General features: G+C 52.3%; 23 protein-coding genes. 11 read left to right on the forward strand and 12 right to left on the reverse strand.

The window, feature by feature from the left end:
- Window positions 1–257 precede the first annotated feature (257 nt).
- Both mltA and tcdA read left to right on the forward strand, forming a co-directional pair.
- On the forward strand, window positions 258–1355 hold the full coding sequence (mltA, locus tag OGY37_RS08895) for a murein transglycosylase A (protein ID WP_008785702.1): 1098 nt from the start codon (window positions 258–260) through the stop codon (window positions 1353–1355).
- 108 nt (window positions 1356–1463) lie between these two features.
- Complete coding sequence (gene tcdA / locus OGY37_RS08900; RefSeq protein ID WP_286620609.1) at window positions 1464–2270, forward strand: tRNA cyclic N6-threonylcarbamoyladenosine(37) synthase TcdA; 807 nt, start codon at window positions 1464–1466, stop codon at window positions 2268–2270.
- Window positions 2271–2347: 77 nt separating this feature from the next.
- Here the strand turns inward: tcdA and csdE are convergent, their stop codons facing one another.
- Together csdE and csdA are read right to left on the reverse strand one after the other, a co-directional pair.
- Window positions 2348–2794 carry a cysteine desulfurase sulfur acceptor subunit CsdE gene (gene csdE, locus OGY37_RS08905; protein WP_286620611.1) on the reverse strand — a complete coding sequence of 149 codons (447 nt, stop codon included), beginning with the start codon at window positions 2792–2794 and terminating at the stop codon, window positions 2348–2350.
- A complete protein-coding gene (gene csdA / locus OGY37_RS08910; RefSeq protein ID WP_286620613.1) occupies window positions 2794–3999 on the reverse strand; it encodes a cysteine desulfurase CsdA in 1206 nt (401 codons plus the stop codon). The genes csdE and csdA overlap by 1 nt, the downstream gene beginning before the upstream one ends.
- Before the next feature lie 192 nt (window positions 4000–4191).
- On the opposite strand from csdA, the gene OGY37_RS08915 reads away from it, so the two are divergent.
- From OGY37_RS08915 to rlmM, 4 genes are all read left to right on the forward strand, one after another.
- A complete protein-coding gene (locus tag OGY37_RS08915) occupies window positions 4192–4419 on the forward strand; it encodes a YgdI/YgdR family lipoprotein (protein WP_003825635.1) in 228 nt (75 codons plus the stop codon).
- Between the two features lie 365 nt (window positions 4420–4784).
- The gene (gcvA, locus tag OGY37_RS08920) at window positions 4785–5702 is read left to right on the forward strand and encodes a glycine cleavage system transcriptional regulator GcvA (RefSeq protein WP_003034035.1); all 918 of its coding nucleotides are present in this window, start codon (window positions 4785–4787) and stop codon (window positions 5700–5702) included.
- 18 nt (window positions 5703–5720) lie between these two features.
- Complete coding sequence (locus OGY37_RS08925) at window positions 5721–6116, forward strand: DUF423 domain-containing protein (protein ID WP_003034037.1); 396 nt, start codon at window positions 5721–5723, stop codon at window positions 6114–6116.
- Window positions 6109–7209, forward strand: a complete 1101-nt coding sequence (rlmM, locus tag OGY37_RS08930; RefSeq protein ID WP_003034040.1) for a 23S rRNA (cytidine(2498)-2'-O)-methyltransferase RlmM — start codon at window positions 6109–6111, stop codon at window positions 7207–7209. The genes OGY37_RS08925 and rlmM overlap by 8 nt, the downstream gene beginning before the upstream one ends.
- 35 nt (window positions 7210–7244) lie before the next feature.
- Here the strand turns inward: rlmM and fucR are convergent, their stop codons facing one another.
- The 5 genes from fucR to fucP all read right to left on the reverse strand — a co-directional run bounded on the left by fucR (window position 7245) and on the right by fucP (window position 13098).
- Complete coding sequence (fucR, locus tag OGY37_RS08935) at window positions 7245–7973, reverse strand: L-fucose operon activator (protein ID WP_003825642.1); 729 nt, start codon at window positions 7971–7973, stop codon at window positions 7245–7247.
- Window positions 7974–8030: 57 nt separating this feature from the next.
- Window positions 8031–8453 (reverse strand): L-fucose mutarotase, encoded by a 423-nt coding sequence (gene fucU, locus OGY37_RS08940; protein ID WP_048215640.1) that lies wholly within the window; start codon window positions 8451–8453, stop codon window positions 8031–8033.
- A gap of 1 nt (window position 8454) precedes the next feature.
- Window positions 8455–9873, reverse strand: coding sequence for an L-fuculokinase (gene fucK, locus OGY37_RS08945; protein ID WP_279275522.1), 1419 nt, complete (start codon window positions 9871–9873; stop codon window positions 8455–8457).
- A 107-nt stretch (window positions 9874–9980) separates the two neighbouring features.
- Complete coding sequence (gene fucI / locus OGY37_RS08950) at window positions 9981–11756, reverse strand: L-fucose isomerase (RefSeq protein WP_286620616.1); 1776 nt, start codon at window positions 11754–11756, stop codon at window positions 9981–9983.
- A gap of 31 nt (window positions 11757–11787) precedes the next feature.
- Window positions 11788–13098, reverse strand: a complete 1311-nt coding sequence (gene fucP / locus OGY37_RS08955) for an L-fucose:H+ symporter permease (RefSeq protein ID WP_008785696.1) — start codon at window positions 13096–13098, stop codon at window positions 11788–11790.
- A 563-nt stretch (window positions 13099–13661) separates the two neighbouring features.
- On the opposite strand from fucP, the gene fucA reads away from it, so the two are divergent.
- Both fucA and fucO read left to right on the forward strand, forming a co-directional pair.
- Entirely contained in the window at window positions 13662–14309 is a 648-nt protein-coding gene (gene fucA, locus OGY37_RS08960) for an L-fuculose-phosphate aldolase (protein WP_003825656.1), read from the forward strand.
- Window positions 14310–14320: 11 nt separating this feature from the next.
- The gene (fucO, locus tag OGY37_RS08965) at window positions 14321–15469 is read left to right on the forward strand and encodes a lactaldehyde reductase (RefSeq protein ID WP_149281289.1); all 1149 of its coding nucleotides are present in this window, start codon (window positions 14321–14323) and stop codon (window positions 15467–15469) included.
- Window positions 15470–15545: 76 nt separating this feature from the next.
- Here the strand turns inward: fucO and xni are convergent, their stop codons facing one another.
- The 5 genes from xni to queF form a co-directional block, all read right to left on the reverse strand.
- Complete coding sequence (xni, locus tag OGY37_RS08970; protein WP_063940943.1) at window positions 15546–16301, reverse strand: flap endonuclease Xni; 756 nt, start codon at window positions 16299–16301, stop codon at window positions 15546–15548.
- A gap of 169 nt (window positions 16302–16470) precedes the next feature.
- Window positions 16471–17838, reverse strand: coding sequence for an L-serine ammonia-lyase (locus tag OGY37_RS08975; protein ID WP_003034070.1), 1368 nt, complete (start codon window positions 17836–17838; stop codon window positions 16471–16473).
- Between the two features lie 53 nt (window positions 17839–17891).
- Complete coding sequence (locus tag OGY37_RS08980; RefSeq protein WP_003034073.1) at window positions 17892–19181, reverse strand: HAAAP family serine/threonine permease; 1290 nt, start codon at window positions 19179–19181, stop codon at window positions 17892–17894.
- Window positions 19182–19741: 560 nt separating this feature from the next.
- A complete protein-coding gene (gene ppnN, locus OGY37_RS08985) occupies window positions 19742–21106 on the reverse strand; it encodes a nucleotide 5'-monophosphate nucleosidase PpnN (RefSeq protein ID WP_003034076.1) in 1365 nt (454 codons plus the stop codon).
- Window positions 21107–21219: 113 nt separating this feature from the next.
- Window positions 21220–22068 (reverse strand): NADPH-dependent 7-cyano-7-deazaguanine reductase QueF, encoded by an 849-nt coding sequence (gene queF / locus OGY37_RS08990; RefSeq protein ID WP_286620618.1) that lies wholly within the window; start codon window positions 22066–22068, stop codon window positions 21220–21222.
- Window positions 22069–22136: 68 nt separating this feature from the next.
- Between queF and syd the strand changes: the two genes are divergently transcribed.
- From syd to truC, 3 genes are all read left to right on the forward strand, one after another.
- Window positions 22137–22682, forward strand: a complete 546-nt coding sequence (gene syd, locus OGY37_RS08995) for a SecY-interacting protein (RefSeq protein WP_149384703.1) — start codon at window positions 22137–22139, stop codon at window positions 22680–22682.
- Between the two features lie 632 nt (window positions 22683–23314).
- Window positions 23315–23644, forward strand: a complete 330-nt coding sequence (locus OGY37_RS09000; RefSeq protein WP_003825670.1) for a YqcC family protein — start codon at window positions 23315–23317, stop codon at window positions 23642–23644.
- Window positions 23644–24426 (forward strand): tRNA pseudouridine(65) synthase TruC, encoded by a 783-nt coding sequence (gene truC / locus OGY37_RS09005; protein ID WP_126317471.1) that lies wholly within the window; start codon window positions 23644–23646, stop codon window positions 24424–24426. Before OGY37_RS09000 ends, truC begins: the two co-directional genes overlap by 1 nt.
- Window positions 24427–24441 lie beyond the last annotated feature (15 nt).

Genomic DNA, 24441 nt, shown 5'->3' on the forward strand with positions numbered 1-24441 from the left:
GACGACCTTCGGGTTATGAGCCCGACGAGCTACCAGGCTGCTCCACCCCGCGTCCGTGGATGCGCACTATACTCTGCTCGCATTTTCATGCAACCCTTTTTTCACCTTGATCACGTTTTTAGGCTGAAAATGAACAAAAACAACGCATTCTGGATTATTTTTTGCTCAAAATTTGCGTTCGGGTATGTATACGCATTTCATTAGGTTCGGGGGTTTGTTATCTTCGTCTCGCATTCAGGCAACATAAGACGAGAACAATGAAAGGACGTTGGGCAAAATATCTTCTGGCGGGAGCTGTAGTCGCGATGCTCGCCGCGTGTTCCTCAAAACCCACCGATCGTGGGCAGCAGTATAAAGACGGGAAATTTACCCAGCCTTTCTCACTGGTGAACCAGCCTGATGCGGTTGGCGCGCCAATCAATGCCGGTGATTTCGCCGAGCAGGTTAATCAAATTCGCAGCGCTTCGCCACGTTTGTACGGCAACCAGAGCGACGTCTACAACGCTATCCAGCAATGGTTACGTGCGGGCGGTGATACGCGCAGTATGCGCCAGTTTGGTATTGATGCCTGGCAAATGGAAGGGGCGGACAACTACGGTAACGTCCAGTTTACCGGTTACTACACACCGGTTATCCAGGCGCGCCATACGCGCCAGGGCGAGTTTCAGTATCCTATCTATCGCATGCCGCCAAAACGTGGGCGCTTACCCTCTCGTGCCGAGATCTACGCGGGCGCGCTAAGCGACAATTATATTCTGGCATACAGCAACTCCCTGATGGATAACTTCATTATGGATGTTCAGGGCAGTGGCTACATCGATTTTGGCGATGGCAGCCCGCTCAACTTCTTTAGCTATGCCGGGAAAAATGGCCACGCCTATCGCAGTATCGGTAAAGTGCTTATCGACCGTGGCGAAGTGAAAAAAGAAGATATGTCGATGCAGGCTATTCGCCACTGGGGTGAGACGCACAGCGAAGCCGAAGTGCGTGAGCTGCTGGAGCAGAACCCATCGTTTGTCTTCTTTAAACCGCAATCTTTTGCTCCGGTGAAAGGGGCCAGCGCGGTGCCGCTGATTGGCCGCGCGTCCGTAGCTTCTGACCGTAGTATCATTCCTGCGGGCACAACGTTACTGGCGGAAGTCCCGTTACTGGACAATAACGGCAAGTTTACCGGCCAGTACGAACTGCGCCTGATGGTGGCGTTAGATGTGGGGGGGGCTATTAAAGGGCAACACTTCGACATCTATCAGGGTATTGGCGCTGACGCCGGACACCGTGCCGGGTGGTATAATCACTACGGTCGCGTATGGGTACTAAAAACAGCGCCGGGTGCGGGTAACGTGTTCAGCGGTTAATTGCCGGATGGCGCTTCGCTTATCAAGCCTACATTATTGAGTACGCCTGATGAGGCGTAGCCGACATCAGGTAGTCAGACTGCTCGGTATTAATGAATTTGAGGTTCTATGTCTGTGGTTATTAGCGATGCCTGGCGCCAACGTTTTGGCGGTACGGCACGTCTGTATGGCGAAAATGCGTTGCAGCTGTTTGCCCAATCGCACGTTTGCGTGGTTGGGATTGGCGGAGTAGGGTCATGGGCGGCGGAAGCGCTGGCGAGAACCGGTATTGGCGCTATCACACTCATTGATATGGATGATGTGTGCGTCACCAATACAAACCGCCAGATCCATGCGCTGCGTGATAACGTCGGTCTGGCAAAAGCTGAAGTGATGGCGGAGCGTATCCGACAAATTAACCCGGAGTGCCGGGTGAACGTGGTCGATGATTTTGTTACGCCAGATAACGTTGCTGAATATATGAATGCAGGATTTTCGTACGTCATCGATGCGATTGATAGCGTGCGCCCAAAAGCGGCACTGATCGCGTACTGTCGGCGTAACAAAATTCCGCTGGTGACCACCGGTGGTGCGGGTGGACAGATCGATCCTACGCAGATTCAGGTCGTTGATTTGGCAAAAACCATCCAGGATCCGCTGGCGGCCAAGCTGCGTGAGCGGCTGAAAAGCGATTTTGGCGTGGTGAAAAACAGCAAAGGCAAGCTGGGCGTGGACTGCGTGTTCTCGACCGAATCGCTGGTTTACCCGCAGGCGGATGGCTCGGTATGTGCGATGAAAGCGACGGCGGAAGGGCCGAAGCGTATGGATTGCGCGTCCGGGTTTGGCGCGGCTACCATGGTGACAGCCACCTTTGGCTTTGTTGCTGTCTCCCATGCGCTGAAGAAGATGATGGCGAAGGCCGCGCGTCAGGTCTGATTGTGTCGGATGGCGCTATGCTTATCCGACCTACGGTTAGTGCAGTGTTGTAGGCCGGATAAGACGTATCTGCGTCGTCATCCGGCTTTCTGGGCCGCCTCGAGAATCGCCTCGTTTAGAGCATGCAGCCCCTGGCTACGCGAGGCGCTGAGCTGCGCGCGTAAACCCAGTTCGTCAAATAACGCCATCGGCGAACGCGCCAGTAACTCGGCTGCGGTTTTACCTTCGACCGCGGTGAGTAATACCGCCAACAGCCCGCGTACTATTCGACCTTCGCTGTCGCCGAAGAAATGCAGAGTGCCATTCTCATGAAGAGTATGCCCCAGCCAGACGCGGTTTTCGCAGCCCGAAATTTCTTTGGCCTGCGCCTTTAGCGTATCCGGAAGCGCCGGCAACTGCTTACCCAGCAGAATCAGCTGGCGATATTTATCTTCCCACTGAGTAAGCGGGATAAAGGTATTGCGTAACGTCTCTTCGGTTACGTTTGTGCCAAACGGGTGTCCGGCGAACAGAGGGCTTGTCATTAATCCACCAATATTTCCAGCGCGCGGTCGACGGCTGCGACCAACGCATCCACATCGCTTTGGGTATTATAAGGGGCAAATGAGGCGCGTAGTGTTCCGGATACCCCAAGTTCCGCCAGCAGCGGCTGTGCACAGTGTTGCCCCGCGCGCAGCGCAATGCCATATTCGGCCAGCAGAGTGACCATATCGCTGTGATGAACACCCGCGAAATCAAAGGCTAACAGACTGGAGTCCTGGCAGCGGAAGGAACGAAAGCCAGAGCGTTTCGCCAGGACATCTTCTGCCAGCGTCGCCAGACCCCGGCTCCAGTTTTCGGCTTGCGCCACATCAACGTCCGCCAGCCATTCGAGCGCCGCGCTTAGCCCGATAACGCCTGCAACGTTAGGCGTACCGGCTTCCAGCTTCCATGGTGCGGGCTGAGTGGTGAAACCGTCAAAACTGACTTCGCTAATCATCTTACCGCCCCCAAGCCAGGGAGACATGGCTTCCAGCAGTTCCGGCTTACAGTACAGCACGCCAATACCGGTGGGGCCATATAGCTTGTGGCCTGAAAACGCATAGAAATCAATATCCAACTGCTGTACATCGGCAGGGTAATGCACAATCCCCTGGGCACCATCAACCATCACCACCATGCCAGCCGCATGGGCGAGCGTAATGGCGCGGGCCAGATCCGGGCAGCCACCGGTGACGTTCGACATTTGCCCGAGCGCCAGAATGCGGCTGCGCGGGGTAATGAGCTGCGTGAGGCGCTCAACGTCTGGCAATAAATGGGGGTTGAGTGGGAGTTTGACGACCTTAGCCCCCGTTTGCTCCGCGACCATCAGCCAGGGAACGAGGTTGGCGTGATGTTCCGCTGCGCTGACGATAATCTCATCACCCGGTTGTAGGCGTGGACGCGCATAGCTTTGGGCAACCATGTTGATCGCTTCCGTTGTGCCGCGGGTCCAGACGATGGTTTTGTCATCCGACGCATTAATCAAGTGTGCGACTTTTTCCCGCGCGGCTTCATAGCGTGCGGTCAGGCGCTGGGCTTCAGCAAACTGGCTGCGATGGACGTTCCCGGCACTCAGGCTATAAAACTGATGGGTTGCCTCAATGACCGCCTGCGGCTTCAGCGCCGTAGCAGCGCTGTCGAGATAAACGCCAGCATCGTTGAGTGCGGGAAATTGTGCGCGAAACTGCGCGGGGTTAAAAGCGTTCATGGTATTCCTCAGTTCAGTAAACCGATCGTGGCGCAAAAAGGGCATTGATACAAGGGTTGTGCTAACCATCGGAATACTCTGGATATCCTGGCAAAGCCCGTTCAGTGTCTTATGCTAAATAGCGTTAGGCGAACAATTTTGCCTGTTACGGAGTATGTTTTTAATAGCATAAATCGCTTTAAGGAGAAGAAGATGAAAAAGACTGCCGCCATAATTTCTGCCTGTATGCTGACTTTTGCCCTGAGCGCCTGTTCTGGTTCGAATTACGTGATGCACACCAATGATGGCCGATCAATCGTAGCTGATGGTAAACCACAGACCGATAATGAGACGGGGATGATTTCGTATAAAGACGCTAACGGCAACAAACAGCAGATTAACCGTACTGACGTGAAAGAGATGGTAGAACTGGAGCAATAATAGCAGGTCGGCCATCGACGAAACGTGGACAAAAAAAAGCACCGCAATTTGGCGGTGCTACATTAATCACTATGGACAGACAGGGTAAATGTACAGGAAGTGAAAAAGGGTAGCTTTGCTACCATGGTCTGAATCGCAGACCAATTGCAAACACAACAACACAACATCACAACCGTAAGCCAAAAGCCCACCAGAACACGCATTCCGATAAAACTTTTCGTTCCGGCTTCAGGAAGTGCCGCCACTATAGGTATTTGCTGGTAGAACCTCAACGGACAATTTATAATGGCTCAGATAAAAAAAACTAATAGGTTACAGCCTGTTAGCTAATTGTTAAATTAATTTAACATCAAAGCCTAAAAGTCATGTCAAAACGATTACCACCCTTAAATGCGTTACGTGTTTTTGATGCTGCAGCGCGTCATTTAAGCTTTACTCGCGCAGCAGAAGAGCTTTTTGTGACGCAGGCCGCAGTAAGTCACCAAATCAAGTCACTTGAGGATTTTTTGGGGCTAAAACTGTTTCGTCGACGCAATCGATCTTTGCTGTTAACGGAAGAAGGTCAAAGCTACTTTCTCGACATTAAAGAGATTTTTTCGCAATTAACCGACGCGACGCGTAAACTTCAGGCACGCAGTGCAAAAGGTGCGCTTACCGTGAGTTTATTGCCCAGTTTTGCGATCCAATGGCTGGTGCCCAGACTCTCTAGCTTTAACTCAGCTTATCCGGGAATCGATGTCAGGATCCAGGCGGTGGACCGTCAGGAAGACAAACTGGCTGATGATGTTGATGTGGCGATTTTCTACGGACGTGGCAACTGGCCGGGTCTGCGCGTGGAAAAATTGTACGCAGAATATTTATTGCCGGTCTGCTCTCCGCTGTTGCTTACCGGTGATAAACCGCTAAAGACACCGGACGACCTGGCAAAACACACTTTATTGCATGATGCGTCGCGACGAGACTGGCAAGCCTATACGCGCCAGCTTGGCCTGAATCATATCAACGTACAGCAAGGACCTATCTTCAGCCATAGCGCCATGGTGCTACAGGCTGCAATCCATGGACAGGGGATCGCGCTGGCTAACAACGTCATGGCGCAGTCCGAAATTGAAGCCGGACGTCTGGTCTGTCCGTTTAACGATGTTCTGGTCAGCAAAAACGCATTTTATCTGGTTTGTCATGACAGTCAGGCAGAACTGGGTAAAATAGCCGCCTTCCGTCAGTGGATTCTGGCGAAAGCGGCCACGGAACAAGAAAAATTCCGCTTTCGTTATGAACAATAATTTACGTAGGGTATTCAAATGACCAGCCGTTTTATGCTGATTTTTGCCGCCGTAAGTGGCTTTATTTTTGTGGCGTTGGGCGCCTTTGGGGCACATGTTCTGAGCAAAACCCTCGGTGTTGTTGAAATGGGGTGGATTCAGACCGGCCTTGAGTATCAGGCGTTTCATACGCTGGCTATCTTTGGTCTGGCCGTCGCCATGCAACGGCGCATTAGTATTTGGTTTTACTGGAGTAGCGTGTTTCTGGCATTAGGTACAGTGCTGTTTAGCGGCAGCCTGTATTGTCTCGCGCTCTCTCATTTACGCCTGTGGGCGTTTGTTACCCCTGTCGGCGGCTTCAGCTTCCTCGTAGGCTGGGCGCTGATGTTAGTGGGCGCTATTCGATTGAAACGTAAGGGCGTTAGCCATGAATAAGGTTGTATTGTTGTGTCGCCCAGGTTTTGAAAAAGAGTGCGCCGCAGAAATTACGGATAAAGCAGGACGCCGGGAAATCTTCGGTTTTGCCCGCGTGAAAGACAATGCGGGTTACGTCATCTTCGAATGCTATCAGCAGGACGATGCTGAAAAGTTAGTGAAAGAGCTGCCGTTTAGTTCGCTGATTTTTGCTCGTCAAATGTTTGTGGTGGGCGAGCTGCTGCAATACTTACCGCCGGAAGATCGTATTACACCGATCGTTGGCATGTTGCAGGGCGTGGTGGAAAAGGGTGGCGATCTGCGAGTAGAAGTTGCCGACACCAATGAAAGCAAAGAGCTGGTTAAATTTTGCCGTAAATTTACCGTACCGTTGCGTGCAGCGCTGCGCGAAGCGGGCGTACTGGCAAAGTATGAAACGCCAAAGCGTCCGGTGGTTCACGTCTTCTTTATCGCCCCTGGCTGTTGTTATACCGGCTATTCCTGGCCTGACAATAACTCACCGTTTTACATGGGGATTCCGCGTCTGAAGTTTCCAGCCGATGCGCCGAGCCGTTCAACGCTCAAGCTGGAAGAAGCGCTGCACGTGTTTATCCCTGCCGATGAATGGGATGAGCGTCTGGCGAACGGGATGTATGCGGTGGATTTAGGCGCCTGCCCGGGCGGATGGACCTATCAGCTGGTTAAACGCAACATGTGGGTTTACTCCGTGGATAACGGCCCGATGGCGCAAAGCCTGATGGATACCGGACAGGTCACCTGGCTGCGTGAAGACGGATTTAAGTACCGTCCGAATCGCAACAACATTTCGTGGATGGTCTGTGACATGGTGGAGAAGCCGGCGAAGGTTGCCGCGCTGATGGCACAATGGCTGGTCAACGGCTGGTGTCGTGAGACGATCTTCAACCTCAAACTGCCGATGAAAAAACGCTACGAAGAGGTGTCACAGAACCTGGCTTACATTCAGGCCCAGCTTGATGAACATGGTGTAAATGCCCAGATTCAGGCGCGTCAGTTGTATCATGACCGTGAAGAAGTAACCGTTCACGTACGTCGTCTGTGGGCTGCCGTCGGCGGTCGTCGCGACGAGCGATAAGGCTACAACCCAGGTCGGATGGCGGCGTAATCGCCCTATTCGGCCTGGATTGCTTCAATCAGCTGTGTATCTGAAACAATATGCGTCACATCATCCAGATGCCCAATTCTGGCCTCTCCCGAACGATTAAATTTACTTTTATCGATCAGTAATAAAGACTGCGATGCACGCTTAAGCAGAATGGATTTGAAGTCTGCGTTGGTTGCATTTGAGTCCCAGAGCGCACCGTCGCTGTCGATCCCTTCGCAGGAAAAAATAAACAGGTCAATCTCGAGTGGTTTTAGCTGCGAGATAAGCGAGGGATTAACGTAGCAACCGTATTTGCGCTCAAGACGACCGCCGGAGCTGATAAGCTGAATGTGTTCACGTTTAGCCAATTCCTGGCAGATGGGCTGGCTGTTGGTAAAAACGTGAATGTTGATGTCCGGTAACTGTCGCGCCAGATACCAGCAGGTAGAGCTGGCGTCTAAGGCAATTACCATACCTTCTTCGATCCATGCCAACGCTTCACGGGCGATATCCGCTTTGTGTGCATAGTGGCTTTTGAGTCGAATATGAAATGGGTCACCGCTGTCCTGATTTTCCCGGTGAATAACTTTGGCCCGACCGTGGTTGCGTAACACTTTTCCCTGGGTCTGTAACTCGCTGAGATCGCGGCGGATGGTCTCTTTGCTGACGTTAAGCTGCAAAGCCAGGGCTTCGGTTGTCAGGCTTTTGTGGTTAGTAAGCAGATCTACGATTGCCTGCTGGCGCGCCGCTTTCATGTTCTGATCCTCATCTAATGATGAATGCCCGTACCTGACGGGCATTCTGACCAGAGATTACGGCGTTACCCCTTTTTTTAAAAGAATATTCCCGTACTTTGCCCGCTCTCCTGTGATAACGATCGCAAACGCCTTTTGTGCTCGTTCGTAAAAGGCATAGCGGTCAATACGCGTGATGTCCGGGCAGGGGGTCTGTAATGAAAGTGCCTGACGATAGCGAGCCTCAACGTCAGGATCGAGAGTGTCACCTTCAACCGCAGCCATCATCACCAGCGGTGGGGCGTAGCTGTCCAGTTCAAATAGCGGAATAAGCGCCCGCAGCAGATCGCTGACCAGCAGACCGTCAGCGCGGATGACCTGCGGCCCCATGCTGTTGGCCGGGAAGTGGGCATCGGAAAAGATAATCTCATCGCCGTGTCCCATTTCGGCCAGCACTTTCAGTAAGTCGGGGGAAATTAAGGGAGATATCGTTTTAAGCATGTTACTCGACTCCTGTGAGTTCGGATTCGGTTTGCGGATAGAAGTAACGGTACTGATAGCGCACCTGTTCGCGCGCCTGCTCCGGGGAGGTAAATTCCCCGATGCCTGACCAGGCAAACATTGCGGCGCCTGCCACGGTAGTTTCGGCATCATCCAGCACTTTGACTGGGATCCCGAGTACGTTCGCTTTGATTTGGTTCCACAAGATGTTGCGGCTGCCCCCGCCAACTAATAGCAGTTCAGTGGCCTGGAAATGACCGATTTTTTCCAGCGTTTGCAGATTCCGCTGCAGCTGTTCTGTCAGTCCTTCCAGCGCGGCGCGATAAAAGTGTCCACGGGTAGTATTGAGGGTAACCCCTTGCCAGCCCGCATTCTGACAGGCCAGCAGGTCGCAGTGCATCTTCACCCCTTCGGCACCAGCGGGAATATCCCGAGCTTCATCAATCAACGTTTGCCAGGGCGTGTCCGCAGTCCATAACAGCTTTCGAACCCATTCAAGCACGCCGGAGGCCAGCCACTGCATTCCGGGATTGTTAAGCCCAGCCTGACTATCCAGCTCACAGGTGGAGCCCGCATAATGGCTGAGCAGGGAGGTATTTACCTGCGCACTGCGCACCATCAGAATTTCCCATGTGCCGGAAGAGAGTACCGGTTCATCCTGTTGGGCGCCTGCGCCAAATAGCGCAAACTGTGTGTCGTGTCCGGCAGAGATGACCGGAATACCCTCTGGAAGTCCGAGCTGGTTGGCGGCCTCGCGTTGCAGTACTCCAATTTGTTCGCCTGCTTCAACCAGGCGCGGAAACAGGCGACGCGGTATGCCTGTTGCCTGCAAAATGTCCTGGCTGAAATCACGTTGCTGGATATCCAGCATCTGGCTGGTTCCCGCCATGGTGATGTCAGTTGTGAACTCGCCGGTTAAACGTTGGTTGATAAGCGACGAGATAAACAGCCAGGCGTGCGCCTGTTCCAGTAATTGCGGGTGGTTCTCTTTCAGCCATACCAGTTTGTACAGCGTATTGAAGCTAAACGCCCCAACGCCGGAGATTTCCTGCAGTTGCTGCGGTGACATGTAGCGATGGATATTCTCCATAACCGCTGCGGTACGTGGGCATTTCCAGCTGATCACCGGATACAGTTGTTTTCCGTTCTTATCCACCAGCGCGCCATCCACGCCGAAGGTGGTGACGGCGATCCCGCGAATTTGGCAGGCGGCCAGTTGTAAGGAAAGCCGCTGACAGCAGTCGGCAAAGCGTTGCAGAATGGCCTCCAGCGACCATTGGTGCCAGGCACTGTTTTCTGCGGCGATGTCACTGGCGTTCGGGGTCGCTGCGCGGGCGACAATCTTTCCCTGTCGGTCAACGGCAATGGCCCGCACGTTGGTCGCGCCACAGTCGAGAACCAGAATAACCTCTTGTTTCATAATTGCTCCTGGGAGATTACCTATTTCCGGATGGCGGCTTCGCCTTATCCGGCCTACAAAACCGTGTGCTTCGTAGGCCGCGCCGCCATCAGGCAATCGCTCGATGTTTAACGCTTATACAGCGGACCGTAGTTCTGACAAGCGCGGTAATCCTGACCTTCCGTATCCATACCGTGGGCGGCCCAGGAGGAAGGACGATAAATTTTCTCGTCTTCCACGTTGTGCATGCACACCGGGATACGCAGCATGGCAGCCAGAGTGATAAAGTCCGCACCTACGTGACCAATCGTCAGCACCCCGTGGTTAGCACCCCAGTTAGCCATGACGGAATAGACGTCGCTGAACGGGCCCTTGCCGGTTAAGCGCGGAGCAAACCAGGTGGTTGGCCATGTGGAGTTGGTACGCGCATCAAGCTGGTCGTGCATATCTTTCGGCAGCTCCACGCTCCAGCCTTCCGCGATTTGCAGCACCGGCCCCAACCCTTTGATGATGTTGATACGGCTCATGGTGAACGGCACACCGCCTTCAGTCAGGAAGCGAGATGAGTAACCGCCCCCGCGGAAGTATTCGTGAATAGCCGGGCACCATTCGGTTGCCTCCAGGCATTCATCCGCCTCTTTCTGCGAGATTTCCCAGTGTGGTTTCATGGTCGGTTTACCTTCGCTGTCGCGCTGTTTGCAGGAACCGTCCAGTGCCGCAGAACCGGAGTTAATCAAGTGAATAATGCCGTGCTCAGCAAGACCGGTCAGTGGTTTACCCGTGACGCGTTCAACCGCCTCTGGCGACCAGTAGGTGCGCACATCGGCAAAGACCTGGGCCGTGCCGGTGAGTTGATGGCCGAACAGCATCGCCACGCCGTTCAGGCTGTCGTTTTCTGTCGCGACAACGAACGGTTCACGAACGCCATTCCAGTCAAAGGAGCTGTTGAGCAACGCTTCGGCGGTATCGCCATTTGGGTATTGATCGGTCCAGTGACGCTGGCCCTGGAAGCCTGCGGCGATCGCGTTATAGCCCAGGGATTCTTCGACCAGACCTTTGTCTGCCAGCTTTTTGTTACCCTGCATCATGTCGCGAATGCACATAGCCATCAGCAGGCTTTCTTTCAGCACTGCGCGGCTTTGTTCTGCGTTACGCTTATATTGCTGCGCGTTCTGATCTTCGCCGTAGCGGAAGTTTTTGTCCGCCCACGCCAGCGCCATTTCCAGCTCGGTTTCATCATAGATTTTCTGGTCAATGCGACGACGCAGCTCGGTCATATCAACCGCCTGCACCTTCATACCCAGCCAGGATTCAAAGAAGTTATGGTCGACGATAGAACCGGCGATGCCCATTGATACTCCACCGACAGACAGGTAGCTTTTCCCTTTCATACTGGCAACCGCTAAACCGGCACGGGCAAAACGCAGCAGTTTTTCTTCAACATCGGCAGGGATAGAAGTGTCGTCTGCATCCTGTACGTCATGACCATAGATGGAGAAGGCAGGAAGGCCTTTTTGGCTGTGAGCTGCCAATGCGGCGGCCAGGTAAACCGCCCCCGGACGTTCCGTGCCGTTGAAGCCCCAGATCGCTTTCGGGCGCATCGGATCCATGTCGATGGTTTCACTGCCGTAGCACCAACATGGGGTAACTGTAATCGTCACGCCAACATTCTGGCTGCTGAATTTTTCTTCACAGGCCGCGGATTCTGACATGCCGGCGATACAGGTATCGGCAATCACACATTCAATTTGTGCGCCGCAGGCATGACGAAGTTTTTCAGTGATAAGCGCTGCGGTAGCTTTAGCCATATTCATGGTTTGCTCTTCGAGCGACTCACGTACACCCATACGACGTCCGTCAATAACCGGGCGAATACCAATTTTTGGTAAGCTGATTTTTTTCATCACAGATTCCTCACGTTATTCGGATAAATATTCAGTTGGCTGCCGTTTGTGAACGGAAGCGGGCAAAAATAAAGATGATGGCGAAGCAAAGCGCCGGGACCAGTTCAGCGGTCGGGATATTGCCAGCGGCATCGCTGACAAAGCCCATCACCGGGGTCACAATGCCGCCGCCAATGATGGTCATGACGATAAAAGACGAGCCATATTTGGTGTCTTGTCCCAGATTTTTGATCCCCAGAGAAAAAATGGTTGGGTACTGAATCGACATAAATGCGCTGCACAACGTCAGGGCCAGCAGGCCGATCTGGCCACCGGTGAAGGCGGAAATCAGGCACAGGATCATGGCAAGCAGGGCATATGCGGCCAGCACTTTATGCGGCGCAAAGCGACTGATAAGCCAGGTGCCGGAGAAACGACCGATAAAGAAGCACACCATGGTGCCGGTCAGGTAGTTGGCGGCGAAACCTGGCGTCATGCCTGGGATCTCTTCGATTGCGTAGCGAATCAGGTAGCTCCAGCAGGCAGTTTGTGCACCGACGTAGCAGAACTGCGCCAGTACCGCCCAACGCCAGTGGCGAATGCGCACCAGGCGGGAAAGGGACGCGGAGAATGAACTCTGAGCGTTGTCACTGTGATCGTCACTTTGCAGGGTCGGAAACTTGGTAAACATGATCAGCAGGGCGACCAGCAAAACGACCGCGACGATGATCATATAAGGGGTTTGAACCGATAACACCAGGCTGTGCTTGTAGGCGCTTAGCTGTTCTGGCGCCATCTTATCGAGTACGTCTTGAGATTGATGTGGCACATTAGACAAAATAAGACTTTGCCCAAAAACAACCGCAATAATGGCACCAAATGAGTTAAAAGTTTGCGCGAGATTTAATCGGAAGTGACCGCCGCTTTCCGGGCCCAGTACGGTTACAAAGGGGTTGGCAGCCGTTTCCAGACAACCTAAGCCCGCCGCAATAATAAATAGGCCAATCAGGAATAAGGTGTAATTCATTACCTCAGCCGCTGGCCAGAATAATGCTGCACCGATGGCATATAAGAATAATCCGGTAATAATGCCTGCTTTATAACTTAGTTTTTTCATCAGGATCCCGGCTGGGATTGGAATGACGAAATAACCAAAATAAAAAGCAGATTGAATCAGACCAGCCTGAAAGTTTGTTAATGTAAATGCTTGCTGAAATTGTGGTAATAAAATGTCATTAAGATTATTGGCAACCGCCCAAAGAAAAAACAGTGAACAGAGTAACGCGAAGGGAATGACATAATTTTTTGTCTGCCCCCGCTCTACCGCATGAAAACTTTGTGTTTGTATTGATGTGTTTCCCATAGCATCCTCATCAGTTCATAAGCATGTTCAACAGCTTAAGAGTACGATTGGTGATTTTTACCAACCTGCTAATCCAGGTGAGTTCCGGTAACCTGCCAGATAAAATTGGCCTTCATGAATGAACTCATGAATTCATTTTCAAATAAAAACCGGCCATTAATATGATGGTGGTCACATTTATGCTCAGGGTGTGGGTTTATGTGATTATCATCACTTTAATTTCTTTAAAATAATGACCGTTTGAGGAAAATAAATTAAAAAGCCACAGGGATAATGCCCGAATTAATTAGTTAAGTGGAAAACGGGCAATGGTAACAATTTATTCGCAAATGACCGTTTTACAATGGTTTTATTAAGAACGGACATTTTGCAATTGTAATATTATGCTTGCATGTTTTTATTCATCGTTATTAGTTGATGAACATCACAAAATCCAGTGCTAAAAATTCCCTTCTCTTTATTCAGCATGATGATAGTTAGCAAATACCCGCTTAAATCAACAGAGCGTCGAGGTATTAGCAATGTTCTGTTGTCGCATTTTGACTCACTGAGAGAGGTAAGTAATGGAACGAAATACGCTGGCACGGCAGATTATCAATACCTGCCTGGAAATGACCCGTCTGGGGCTGAATCAGGGGACTGCGGGTAATGTAAGTGTGCGTTACCAGGACGGGATGTTAATTACCCCGACGGGTATTCCCTATGACAAACTCACCGAATCCCACATAGTGTACATCAATGCTGAGGGACAGCACGAAGAAGGGAAATTACCTTCCAGCGAGTGGCGGTTCCATATGGCCGCTTATCAGACGCGTCCCGATGCTCAGGCGGTGGTCCATAATCATGCCGTGCATTGTACTGCTGTTTCTATTCTCAACCGGCCAATCCCGGCAATCCATTACATGATTGCGGCGGCTGGCGGTAACTCAATTCCCTGTGCGCCATATGCGACGTTTGGCACGCGTGAGCTTTCCGAGCACGTTGCGGTAGCGCTGAAAAACCGAAAAGCAACGCTGTTGCAGCATCATGGGCTGATCGCCTGCGAAGAAAATCTGGAAAAAGCCCTGTGGTTAGCGCATGAAGTGGAAGTGCTGGCGCAGCTTTATCTCAGCACGCTGGCGATTACCGATCCGGTTCCGGTACTGGATGATGAGGCTATCGCTATTGTGCTGGAAAAATTCAAAACATACGGATTGCGTATTGAGGAATAGGAGATAAAACGATGGCGAACAGAATGATTCTGAACGAAACGGCATGGTTTGGCCGGGGCGCTGTTGGCGCATTAACCGATGAAGTTATTCGTCGTGGTTATCGCAAAGCGTTGATTGTGACTGATAAAAATCTGGTGCAGTGCGGCGTTGTTGAGAAGGTGACTTCCCGAATGGATGCTGCAGGTCTGGCATGGGAAATCTATTCAGGCGTTATTCCTAATCCAACCATTGCGGTAGTGCAGGAAGGATTGAGTGTCTTTCAGCAAAGCGGCGCAGACTATCTGGTCGCCATTGGTGGAGGCTCCCCGCAGGATACCTGTAAAGCGATTGGCATTATTAACAATAACCCAGAGTTTGCGGATGTACGCAGCCTTGAAGGGTTATCGCCGACACGCTTCCCGAGCGTGCCAGTTATGGCTATCCCAACCACTGCGGGAACGGCGGCGGAAGTGACCATTAACTACGTGATCACTGACGAAGAGAATCGGCGTAAGTTTGTTTGTGTCGATCCACATGACATCCCGCAGGTGGCGTTCATTGATGCTGACATGATGGACGGCATGCCTGCTGCATTAAAAGCGGCTACTGGCGTAGATGCACTGACTCATGCCATTGAAGGCTACATCACGCGGGCTGCGTGGGCGCTTACCGATGCGCTGCACATTAAAGCCATCGAAATTATTGCCGGGTCATTACGCGGTTCCGTTGCGGGCGACAGCCAGGCGGGGGAAGCGATGGCTCTGGGCCAGTACGTTGCCGGGATGGGTTTCTCCAACGTAGGTCTGGGATTAGTGCATGGTATGGCACACCCGTTAGGCGCGTTCTACAACACGCCGCACGGCGTCGCGAATGCCATTTTGCTGCCGCACGTGATGCACTATAACGCCGAATTCACCGGGGAAAAATTCCGCGATATTGCCCGGGTAATGGGGGTTAAGGTTGAAGGACTGACGCTGGCAGATGCACGCAAAGCGGCGGTGGATGCCGTTTTCGCCCTTAATCGCGATGTAGGTATCCCACTGCATCTACGCGATGTTGGCGTCCGTAAAGAGGATATTCCTGCGCTGGCGCAAGCCGCATTTGACGATGTTTGTACCGGGGGAAATCCGCGTGAAGCGAGCCTTGGGGATATCGTTGAGCTGTACCATACTGCCTGGTAATCACCTGGCGCTTATCCGGCCTACAGGGTTGTACGATAAGTAGGCCGGATAAGCGCAGCGCCATCCGGAAATAAGACTACCGCGCCAGCCGTAGCTGCTGTAGGTTTCCGTCGATATGTAAGTCCGTTTGCAGCCGCGCGATATCGCGGCACAAAAACGCCATCTCCCGATGTTCTTCGAGTTTCTTGCGCCATTTCTCCGGTACGTCATCCAGATGTTCATACAGCGCCTCCAGCGTTGGAAACTGTGCCAGCAGTTGTGTGGCGCTTTTAGGACCAATACCGGCAACCCCCGGTATTTTAGAACTGCTGATCCCGGCCAGTCCCCAGTAATCAGGCAACTGTTGCGGCAGCACGCCGAACTCTTTTTCGATGAATGGCGCATCCAGCCAGCGTTTCTGGAAATAATCGCGAATACGCAGCGTCGGGGAGAGTAGCTGACAGTAGCCTTTATCGGTTGAGACGATAGTCGCCTGGTGTCCCGCCTGGCTAACTTTCACCGCCAGAGTGGCGGCTAAATCATCGGCTTCATTCCCGCTGGATACCCAGCAGCAGACGCCGCGCTGTTCAAAAGCGGCGCGTAAGGCGGACATTTCCTGGTGTAAATCGTCAGGCATCGGCGGGCGACCGGCTTTGTAGTCAGGTAACCGTTGGTGACGCCAGCCGCTGTTACGCGCTTCGTCATCAAATACCGCCACGGCGTGCGTGGGTTGACTGTGCACAATCAGCTGATCGAGCGCGTGCTGGCATGTCTCCACGCAGGGGGAGCCCTGTACGGCGTGAATACGGCGGATGAGATTCAGTGCATCAACAATGAGCAGGTGGACGGCCACGGTGTTCTCCCTAACAAATTAGTCTGTAGGGTAACATTCACGACGAGTGGAGACGAGCATTGCGAAAGAGCGCTATCCGAAAGCCTGATAAGCGAAGCGCCAGCAGGCAATAAAAGCCGGATACGGCGAGCGCCTTATCCGGCCTACAGATACGAAAATGTGCTGAGAATTAATCGCAGGTGACAATCTTCATCGCCAGACCACCACGAGAGGTTTCGCGGTATTTGGCATTCATGTCTTTACCGGTTTCGTACATGGTCTCGATAACTTTATCGAGGCACACGCGTGGTTCACTGGTACGGCGCAGCGCCATACGTGCAGCGTTCACCGCTTTAACCGAAGCAATGGCATTACGCTCAATGCACGGTACCTGAACCTGGCCGGCAACCGGGTCGCAGGTCAGACCCAGGTTGTGTTCCATACCGATTTCTGCCGCGATGCATACCTGCATTGGGCTACCGCCCAGCAGTTCAGCCAGACCAGCCGCTGCCATGGAGCAGGCGACGCCAACTTCACCCTGACAGCCGACTTCGGCACCAGAGATAGAGGCGTTCATCTTGTACAGTGAACCAATGGCGCTCGCGACCAGCATGTAGCGTGCCAGCGAGTTAGCGTTCACTTCACGGATAAACTTGTCGTAATACGCCAGTACGGCAGGAACAATCCCGCATGCACCGTTGGTTGGTGCAGTCACCACGCGTCCACCGGCTGCGTTTTCTTCGTTCACGGCCAGCGCGAACATGTTGATCCAGTCAACAACCGCCATCGGGTCGGTGGTGGTTTTGTCGCTGCTGACCAGCATGCGACGCAGCGCAGCAGCACGACGCGGAACGCGCAGTTTGCCCGGCAATACACCTTCGGTGGTGATGCCGCGTTCAATCCCGCTACGCATCACTTCCCAGACGTTAGCAAAGTGCTGTTCCAGCTCTTCTTTGCTGTGCAGCGCCAGTTCGTTTTGCATCATCAGACCGGAAAGCGACAGGCCGGTTTCCTGGCAATGACGTTGCAAATCAGCTGCGGATTTATACGGATATGGCACGTTTACCGGAGAGTTGTTCGGTAAACCAAAATGTTCTTCATCAACGATGAACCCACCGCCAATGGAATAGTAAGTCTGGCTGTAAATGGCCTTTTCGCCCGCCAGTGCGGTAATGCGCATCCCGTTTTCGTGCAGGGACAGATTGTCCGCATGGAAATTCATGCACTTATCGACCGGGAACTCGACCTCATGTTGACCGTCTGCCAGCAGCAAACGCCCATGAGTATTCACATCCTGGATAAAGGACGGAATGGCATCAATGTCTACGGTATCCGGCAGATTACCCGCCAGGCCCATAATAATCGCGATGTCGGTATGGTGACCTTTCCCCGTCAGAGATAAAGAGCCATAGACATCAACCACTACGCGGGTTACGTCAGTGAGAATTCCGCGTGCAATCAGGTCATCCGTGAATTGTTTGCCTGCTTTCATCGGGCCAACAGTGTGGGAGCTGGAAGGGCCAATGCCGATTTTGAAAATATCGAATACGCTAATCATGAGGCGTCCATTGTGTATCGAGGTGCGCCGCCCCGAGGAGCGGCGCAGGGGAATTAACTGAACAGAGAGTAGAAAATAGCGGAGATAGCGATCAGGCCCATAATCACAACGAAGACGTTGCTGATATGGCCGCTGTACTTACGCATTGCCGGTACTTTCTGAATGGCATACATCGGCATCAGGAACAGAATCATCGCGATGATTGGGCCACCCAGGGTCTCAATCATGCCGAGGATGCTTGGGTTCAGCGTCGCCACAATCCAGGTGGTTACCAGCATGAACAGCGCAGTGATTTTGTTCAGTTTGTTGATTTCGATGGATTTGCCTTTGCCGCGCAGAGACTTAATCACCATACCATTGAAGCCTTCACGTGCGCCCAGGTAGTGGCCCAGGAAGGATTTGGTGATAGCGATAATCGCGATGATCGGTGCCATCCAGGCAATAATCGGCGCGTTAAAGTGGTTCGCCAGGTAAGACAGAATCGAGATGTTCTGCTCTTTCGCTGCTGCCAGGTCTGCCGGAGTCAGGCTGAATACGCAGCTGAAGACGAAGAACATAACGGTCAGTACCATCATGATGTGAGCGAATGCCAGAATCTTGGAGCATTTTTTCTCTGCTTCATCACCGTACTCTTCACGCTTCGCCACGGCGAAGGAGGAGATGATCGGGGAGTGGTTGAAGGAGAACACCATTACCGGAATTGCCAGCCACAGGGTCAACAGCAGGCCGTTGCCGGTGGTTGCCGCAGAGTCAAAAGACATGGTTTCCAGAATCGCACCGCTCCACTGAGGGATCAGGTACAGCGCCAGCAGCATCAGCGCCGCAACGAACGGGAATACCAGGATGCTCATCGCCTTAACGATCATCTGCTCACCGAAGCGCACGATGGTCATCATGCCGACAATCAGGATCAGTGACAGGATTGCGCGCGGCGGCGGCGTAATCGCCAGCTGGTGGGTCAGAAAGCTTTCAACCGTGTTGGTGATGGCTACGCTGTAAACCAACAGAATCGGGTAGATAGCGAAGAAGTAGAGCAGGGTAATCAGTTTACCTGCACCAACACCAAAGTGTTCTTCTACAACTTCGGTGATGTCTTCACCCGGATTTTTACCGGACAGCACAAAGCGAGTCAGGCCACGGTGTGCAAAGAAGGTCATTGGGAAGGCAAGGATCGCCATGATGATCAGCGGGATCATACCGCCTACGCCTGCGTTAATCGGCAGGAACAATACACCCGCCCCAATCGCCGTGCCGTAAAGGCCCAGCATCCACATGGTGTCTGTTTTGCGCCATGCGCTGCGGGTCTGGCCCGTAACGATAGTGCTGGTTTGAGTGTTTTCCATCTATTTCTCCTGGAGGAAGCTTAAAAAGTCGGGTTTGGGGTCAATCCAATGAGAAAGTACCCGACTGTAAATCGAAATTCGTTGAGCGATTTTTATATAATTTTTCGCCGTAATAATTTTCGGGCGGAAAGATACATTTTAGTAATGAATGTATCAGTGATCGGGATCCCAAATGCAATAATCCACCTTTTATGTGGATAAATTTGGGCCATTAATCTGTTAAAAAATAGTCAAAGCGAATTTACGGGCGCGAAGGCTAACATTAACGACATATCTCATGAAAGCGAAGGCGCGAAGATAGGCGTGTTCAGCTGTAAAAACTGTTGTTTTTAGATGATTTCGGCGACTAATAATAATTTTCTAAGATAAATCACGGTTGGTTTTTCAAGGTAATCGTTTGCGGTGCTCGCTGTTTTTTATGAATCATCACTGGCATTTATATGATTGTCGGAGCTATGTGACTGGTATCACTAAAAAAAGCCGGGAGGCAAGTGCGCCAAACCCGGCTTTGATATGGACAAAACTGTCACCGCTATAGCGCTGCTAGCGGGTGTTGAAGGTTAGGCGCAGATCTCGTAACAAGGGATATACGCAGTGCCCGGTAACTTCATACGATGTTGTGCAACAAAGCCCTGCAGGAGATCGTCCATGCGGCGCATCATTTCGCGGTCACCGTGGATTTTGTACGGGCCAAACTCTTCAATAGCGCGGATCCCGACTTCCTTCACGTTACCTGCCACAATACCGGAGAATGCACGCCGTAAATCGGCGGCCAATACTTCAACGGGTTGATCCGGGTACAGCTTCAGGTTGGCCATGTTTTCATGGGACGGCTCGAACGGCATCTGCAGATCGGGCGCGATACGAATCGACCAGTTAAAGCTGTAAGCATCTCCTGTGTCGCGACGGTTTTCTTTCACCAGCGGCATCGCTTTTTTCATCAGACGCGCCACTTCTGCCGCATCGTCAATGATGATGCGATAGTGGCGACGCGCATCTTCCCCCAGCGTGTGCACGATAAATTCGTCCAGCACGCGGAAGTAATCCGCACTCTCTTTTGGTCCGGTCAGGATCAGCGGTAGAACCTGATCTTTGTTGGCAGGATTCATCAGGATCCCCAGCAGATACAGCAGCTCTTCTGCTGTCCCTACGCCACCCGGGAAGATGATAATACCGTGGGCGATACGCACGAACGCTTCCAGACGTTTTTCAATGTCCGGCATGATGATCAGTTCGTTTACCAGCGGGTTAGGCGGTTCAGCGGCGATGATTGACGGTTCGGTCATGCCAATAAAGCGGCTGTCTTTGTATCGCTGCTGGGCGTGGCCGACCGCAGCGCCTTTCATTGGCGCTTCCATCGCCCCCGGACCGCAGCCGGTACAGATGTTTAGTTCGCGCAGGCCCAGTTGGGTGCCGACGCGACGGGCGTACAGGTATTCATTCTCGTTGATTGAGTGACCGCCCCAGCAGACGACCATGTTCGGCGCTTCACCAACGTGCAGCGCCCGTGCATTACGCAGGATCGAGAATACGAGGTTGGTAATATGCACCGAGCTTTCGAGATCCAAATGCTGAAAACGACCAGCGTTATGGATCTGGCCATTGACGAACAGAATGTCACGCAGCACGGCAAACAGGTTTGCCTGTAGCGCACGAATAATGCGTCCGTCAACAAACGCATCTTCAGGTGGGTTGATCAGTTCCAGCTTCACGCCCCGTTCGCGGCGCAGTACGTTAATATCGAAACTTTCAAAGCGTGACAGCAGTTCTTTGCTGTTGTCGGTCAAACTGCCGGAGTTCAGAACGGCAAGCGAACAGTTACGAAACAGTTGATACAGGTCGCTGCTGGCCGTGCGTTTAAGCATATCGACTTCCAGCTGCGACAACATGTCCATTGAGCCAAGCGGGCTAATATGTGTAATCAAGTAAACTCCTTATGGGACGCAACACGTCATTCCCTATTGATTACAATAGCCCTGGCTTATGACCTTTCACAACCTTGCGCGCGGAATCCGACACGCAAAATTGAGAAAAAAGATTACTGACGTACCAGACGACCGGTTGCCGGAGTGAAATCGGTGTTGGTGCGCCATGGGTTAATGTCCAGGCCGCCACGTCGCGTGTAGCGTGCGTAGACGCTCAGTTTCTCTGGCTGGCAGAAGCGCAGAATGTCATTGAAAATACGTTCCACGCACTGCTCATGAAATTCATTATGGTGGCGGAAGGAGACCAGATAACGCAGCAGCTTCTCTCTGTCGATTTTCCGTCCACGATACTGAATTTGTATGGAGCCCCAGTCGGGTTGATGGGTAATCAGACAGTTGGATTTCAGCAGGTGGCTGACCAGCGTCTCTTCCACTGCTTTTTCACCGCTCACGGCATTTTCCAGATACGCAGTGCTGAACTGGTAGTTGTCGATGACGATATCCTGATTGTCGATACAGGTCCCATTAAAGTGGGCTATCGGCTGCCCTTCCAGTTCGTCAAGGCGGTACAGCGCCACGCTGACATCACCTTGAGCGCAGGCGCGAAGATCGTTTTCCAGTATCTGGCGTACCGCGTCCCAGGAATCAAAACGCGTCTGGTTAAAACTGTTCAGGTAAAGCTTAAAGCTTTTCGACTCAATCAGATTTACGCTGGTGTAATCCAGTTCCACGTGACCGACCGCGACTTGCGGTAAGCCGTTGGCATTCAGCCACGACAGTTCATATAGCGTCCAGATATCCGCACCGTGAAAAGGCAAGTTATCGGCCTTTAAATCCAGCGGGTCGCGATTCAGGCTGCGCGGAACGCCCTGCAACAGACTTGCATCGTAATTGTCTCGGTAATCCGTTGATTTACCAAGAGTCAGGCCGTTAAGCGCCTGATGATTTTCATAAGAGGACATGTTTCACCGTCATAAACCAGATACACTATGCGACAAGTGTATCCTGGCTTTTGTGAAGAGAGAAATCAGTGGACGAATTGACAGCGCAGGCGTTGATAGCCTTTACGACGCGTTATTGCGACGCATGGCATGAAAAAAACAACAGTTGGCCGCTCAGCGAAGAGCTGTATGGCGTACCTTCTCCGTGTATCATTTCTTCCACAGACGATGCCGTATTTTGGCGGCCTCAACCTTTTGTCGGCGAAAATAACCTCAATGCGGTTGAACGGGCCTTTGATATTGTGGTACAACCCGCTGTTCACGCTTTTTACACCACCCAGTTTGCCGGGGATATGCACGCGCAGTTTGCGGATGAAAAGCTGACGCTGCTGCAAACCTGGAGTGAAGATGACTTCAGGCGCGTTCAGGAAAACCTGATTGGTCATCTGGTTACGCAAAAGCGACTTAAGCTTTCGCCTACGCTTTTTATTGCCACACAAGATAATGAGCTTGACGTCATTTCGGTTTGCAATCTGTCCGGTGAAGTGTGCAAAGAAACGCTGGGCACCCGTAAACGAACGGTGCTGGCGGCCTCACTTGCGGAATTCCTCATTCAACTTAAGCCAGTTCTGTAATCCAGTTTGCCCTGAATCTTGTGAGAGATCTCTTACAAGCCCTGTAGGACATTGCCAGGTGATAAGTAAAGACTTAATGAATTGATAAAATAATAATTTATTATTATTCAACTGGTTAGTGTTTTATTGTCAACTTTCATACGAAAATAATCGTAAGAGTAAGCCTGTAAGCATCTTGTAAGACAAAGCGAAACAGGCGATTCTATATCTGTCGACAAGGAGTCGCACAACGAAGAGAACATCAGGATGATGGCTCTTCGCCAGGACACACCAGGACGGTGTTGCAAGGACAGGCTTCAGGACGAAGCAAAGAGGAAGACGCTGGATGCGTTAAAGGACACCTCCAGGATGGAGAATGAGAGCCGGTCAGGATGTTCGGCGGGTCTGGATGGCCAGGATACTTCAGGATGAAGTTTTCACATCGGGGTGATGTGAGCAGGATGCAAAAGTTCAGGATGAACACGGTCGCAAGACCACAGGAAAAGTTGTCACGGATGAGCAGGGAGCACTAAAAGTAGCTGGAATGCTGCGAAACGAACCGGGAGCACTGTTTTTACAGTGCTCCCTTTTTTTATTTCCCTCCACTAGTGCTATTCTTCGCGCCAGATTTTTTCATCATTGAGGTTAATTTCATGACGACTCATGACCGTGTGCGCCAGCAGTTGCACGCACTTGAAGCGCTACTGCGTGAACATCATCACTGGCGGATGGATGAGCCAGCAGAGCATCTGTTTACCAGTACGCAGCCTTTTTGTATGGATACCATGGAGCCCGTCGAGTGGCTGCAGTGGGTGTTGATTCCCCGCATGCATACGTTGATTGATAACGCGCAGCCGCTTCCGCAGGCATTTGCCGTCGCTCCGTATTACGAAATGGCGCTGGCAGCCGATCACCCGCAACGCGACATTCTCCTGGCGGCGTTGCAGGAGCTGGATGCGCTGTTTACAAGTGATAACGCCTGATGCTGGAAATTCTTTATCAGGACGAATGGCTGGTCGCCGTCAATAAACCTTCGGGCTGGTTGGTTCACCGCAGTTGGCTCGACCGGGATGAGAAAGTGGTGGTGATGCAAACGGTGCGCGACCAAATTGGTCAGCACGTATTTACCGCCCATCGACTCGACAGGCCAACCTCCGGCGTGCTGCTGATGGGGCTGTCCAGCGAAGCCGGGCGTTTACTGTCCCAGCAGTTTGAACATCATCAAATTCAGAAACGCTATCATGCGATTGTGCGTGGCTGGCTGATGGATGATGCCGTGCTGGATTACCCGCTGGTCGAAGAGCTGGATAAGATTGCCGATAAGTTTGCCCGCGATGATAAAGGCCCGCAGCCTGCTGTCACCCATTATCGTGGCCTGGCAACGGTAGAAATGCCGGTAGCGACCGGGCGTTATCCGACTACCCGTTACGGGCTGGTGGAGCTGGACCCTAAAACCGGTCGCAAGCACCAGCTCAGACGCCATCTGGCGCACTTGCGCCATCCGATTATCGGCGACAGCAAGCATGGTGATTTGCGGCAAAACCGCAGCGCCGCGGAGCATTTCGGTTGCCAGAGATTGATGCTGCATGCCAGCCAGCTTGCGCTGACCCATCCTTTCACCGGCGAACCGCTGGTTATTCGCGCCGGGCTGGATGACGTCTGGATGCAGGCGTTATCACAGTTTGGCTGGCGTGGACTTCTCTCTGAGAATGAAAGGGTTGAGTTCAGCGGGCTGTCAGGTCAGGATGAGCAGATAGATTCTTAAGTCCCAGGAGATTAC

Origin of the sequence: Citrobacter sp. Cpo030 (assembly GCF_030333005.1) — a bacterium.
GTDB lineage: Bacteria > Pseudomonadota > Gammaproteobacteria > Enterobacterales > Enterobacteriaceae > Citrobacter > Citrobacter portucalensis.

Coding starts and splice junctions, on each gene's coding strand:
- mltA (WP_008785702.1), top strand. CDS start 258: ATGAAAGGACGTTGGGCAAAATATCTTCTGGCGGGAGCTGTAGTCGCG.
- tcdA (WP_286620609.1), top strand. CDS start 1,464: ATGTCTGTGGTTATTAGCGATGCCTGGCGCCAACGTTTTGGCGGTACG.
- csdE (WP_286620611.1), bottom strand. CDS start 2,794: ATGACAAGCCCTCTGTTCGCCGGACACCCGTTTGGCACAAACGTAACC.
- csdA (WP_286620613.1), bottom strand. CDS start 3,999: ATGAACGCTTTTAACCCCGCGCAGTTTCGCGCACAATTTCCCGCACTC.
- OGY37_RS08915 (WP_003825635.1), top strand. CDS start 4,192: ATGAAAAAGACTGCCGCCATAATTTCTGCCTGTATGCTGACTTTTGCC.
- gcvA (WP_003034035.1), top strand. CDS start 4,785: ATGTCAAAACGATTACCACCCTTAAATGCGTTACGTGTTTTTGATGCT.
- OGY37_RS08925 (WP_003034037.1), top strand. CDS start 5,721: ATGACCAGCCGTTTTATGCTGATTTTTGCCGCCGTAAGTGGCTTTATT.
- rlmM (WP_003034040.1), top strand. CDS start 6,109: ATGAATAAGGTTGTATTGTTGTGTCGCCCAGGTTTTGAAAAAGAGTGC.
- fucR (WP_003825642.1), bottom strand. CDS start 7,973: ATGAAAGCGGCGCGCCAGCAGGCAATCGTAGATCTGCTTACTAACCAC.
- fucU (WP_048215640.1), bottom strand. CDS start 8,453: ATGCTTAAAACGATATCTCCCTTAATTTCCCCCGACTTACTGAAAGTG.
- fucK (WP_279275522.1), bottom strand. CDS start 9,873: ATGAAACAAGAGGTTATTCTGGTTCTCGACTGTGGCGCGACCAACGTG.
- fucI (WP_286620616.1), bottom strand. CDS start 11,756: ATGAAAAAAATCAGCTTACCAAAAATTGGTATTCGCCCGGTTATTGAC.
- fucP (WP_008785696.1), bottom strand. CDS start 13,098: ATGGGAAACACATCAATACAAACACAAAGTTTTCATGCGGTAGAGCGG.
- fucA (WP_003825656.1), top strand. CDS start 13,662: ATGGAACGAAATACGCTGGCACGGCAGATTATCAATACCTGCCTGGAA.
- fucO (WP_149281289.1), top strand. CDS start 14,321: ATGGCGAACAGAATGATTCTGAACGAAACGGCATGGTTTGGCCGGGGC.
- OGY37_RS08975 (WP_003034070.1), bottom strand. CDS start 17,838: ATGATTAGCGTATTCGATATTTTCAAAATCGGCATTGGCCCTTCCAGC.
- OGY37_RS08980 (WP_003034073.1), bottom strand. CDS start 19,181: ATGGAAAACACTCAAACCAGCACTATCGTTACGGGCCAGACCCGCAGC.
- queF (WP_286620618.1), bottom strand. CDS start 22,068: ATGTCCTCTTATGAAAATCATCAGGCGCTTAACGGCCTGACTCTTGGT.
- OGY37_RS09000 (WP_003825670.1), top strand. CDS start 23,315: ATGACGACTCATGACCGTGTGCGCCAGCAGTTGCACGCACTTGAAGCG.
- truC (WP_126317471.1), top strand. CDS start 23,644: ATGCTGGAAATTCTTTATCAGGACGAATGGCTGGTCGCCGTCAATAAA.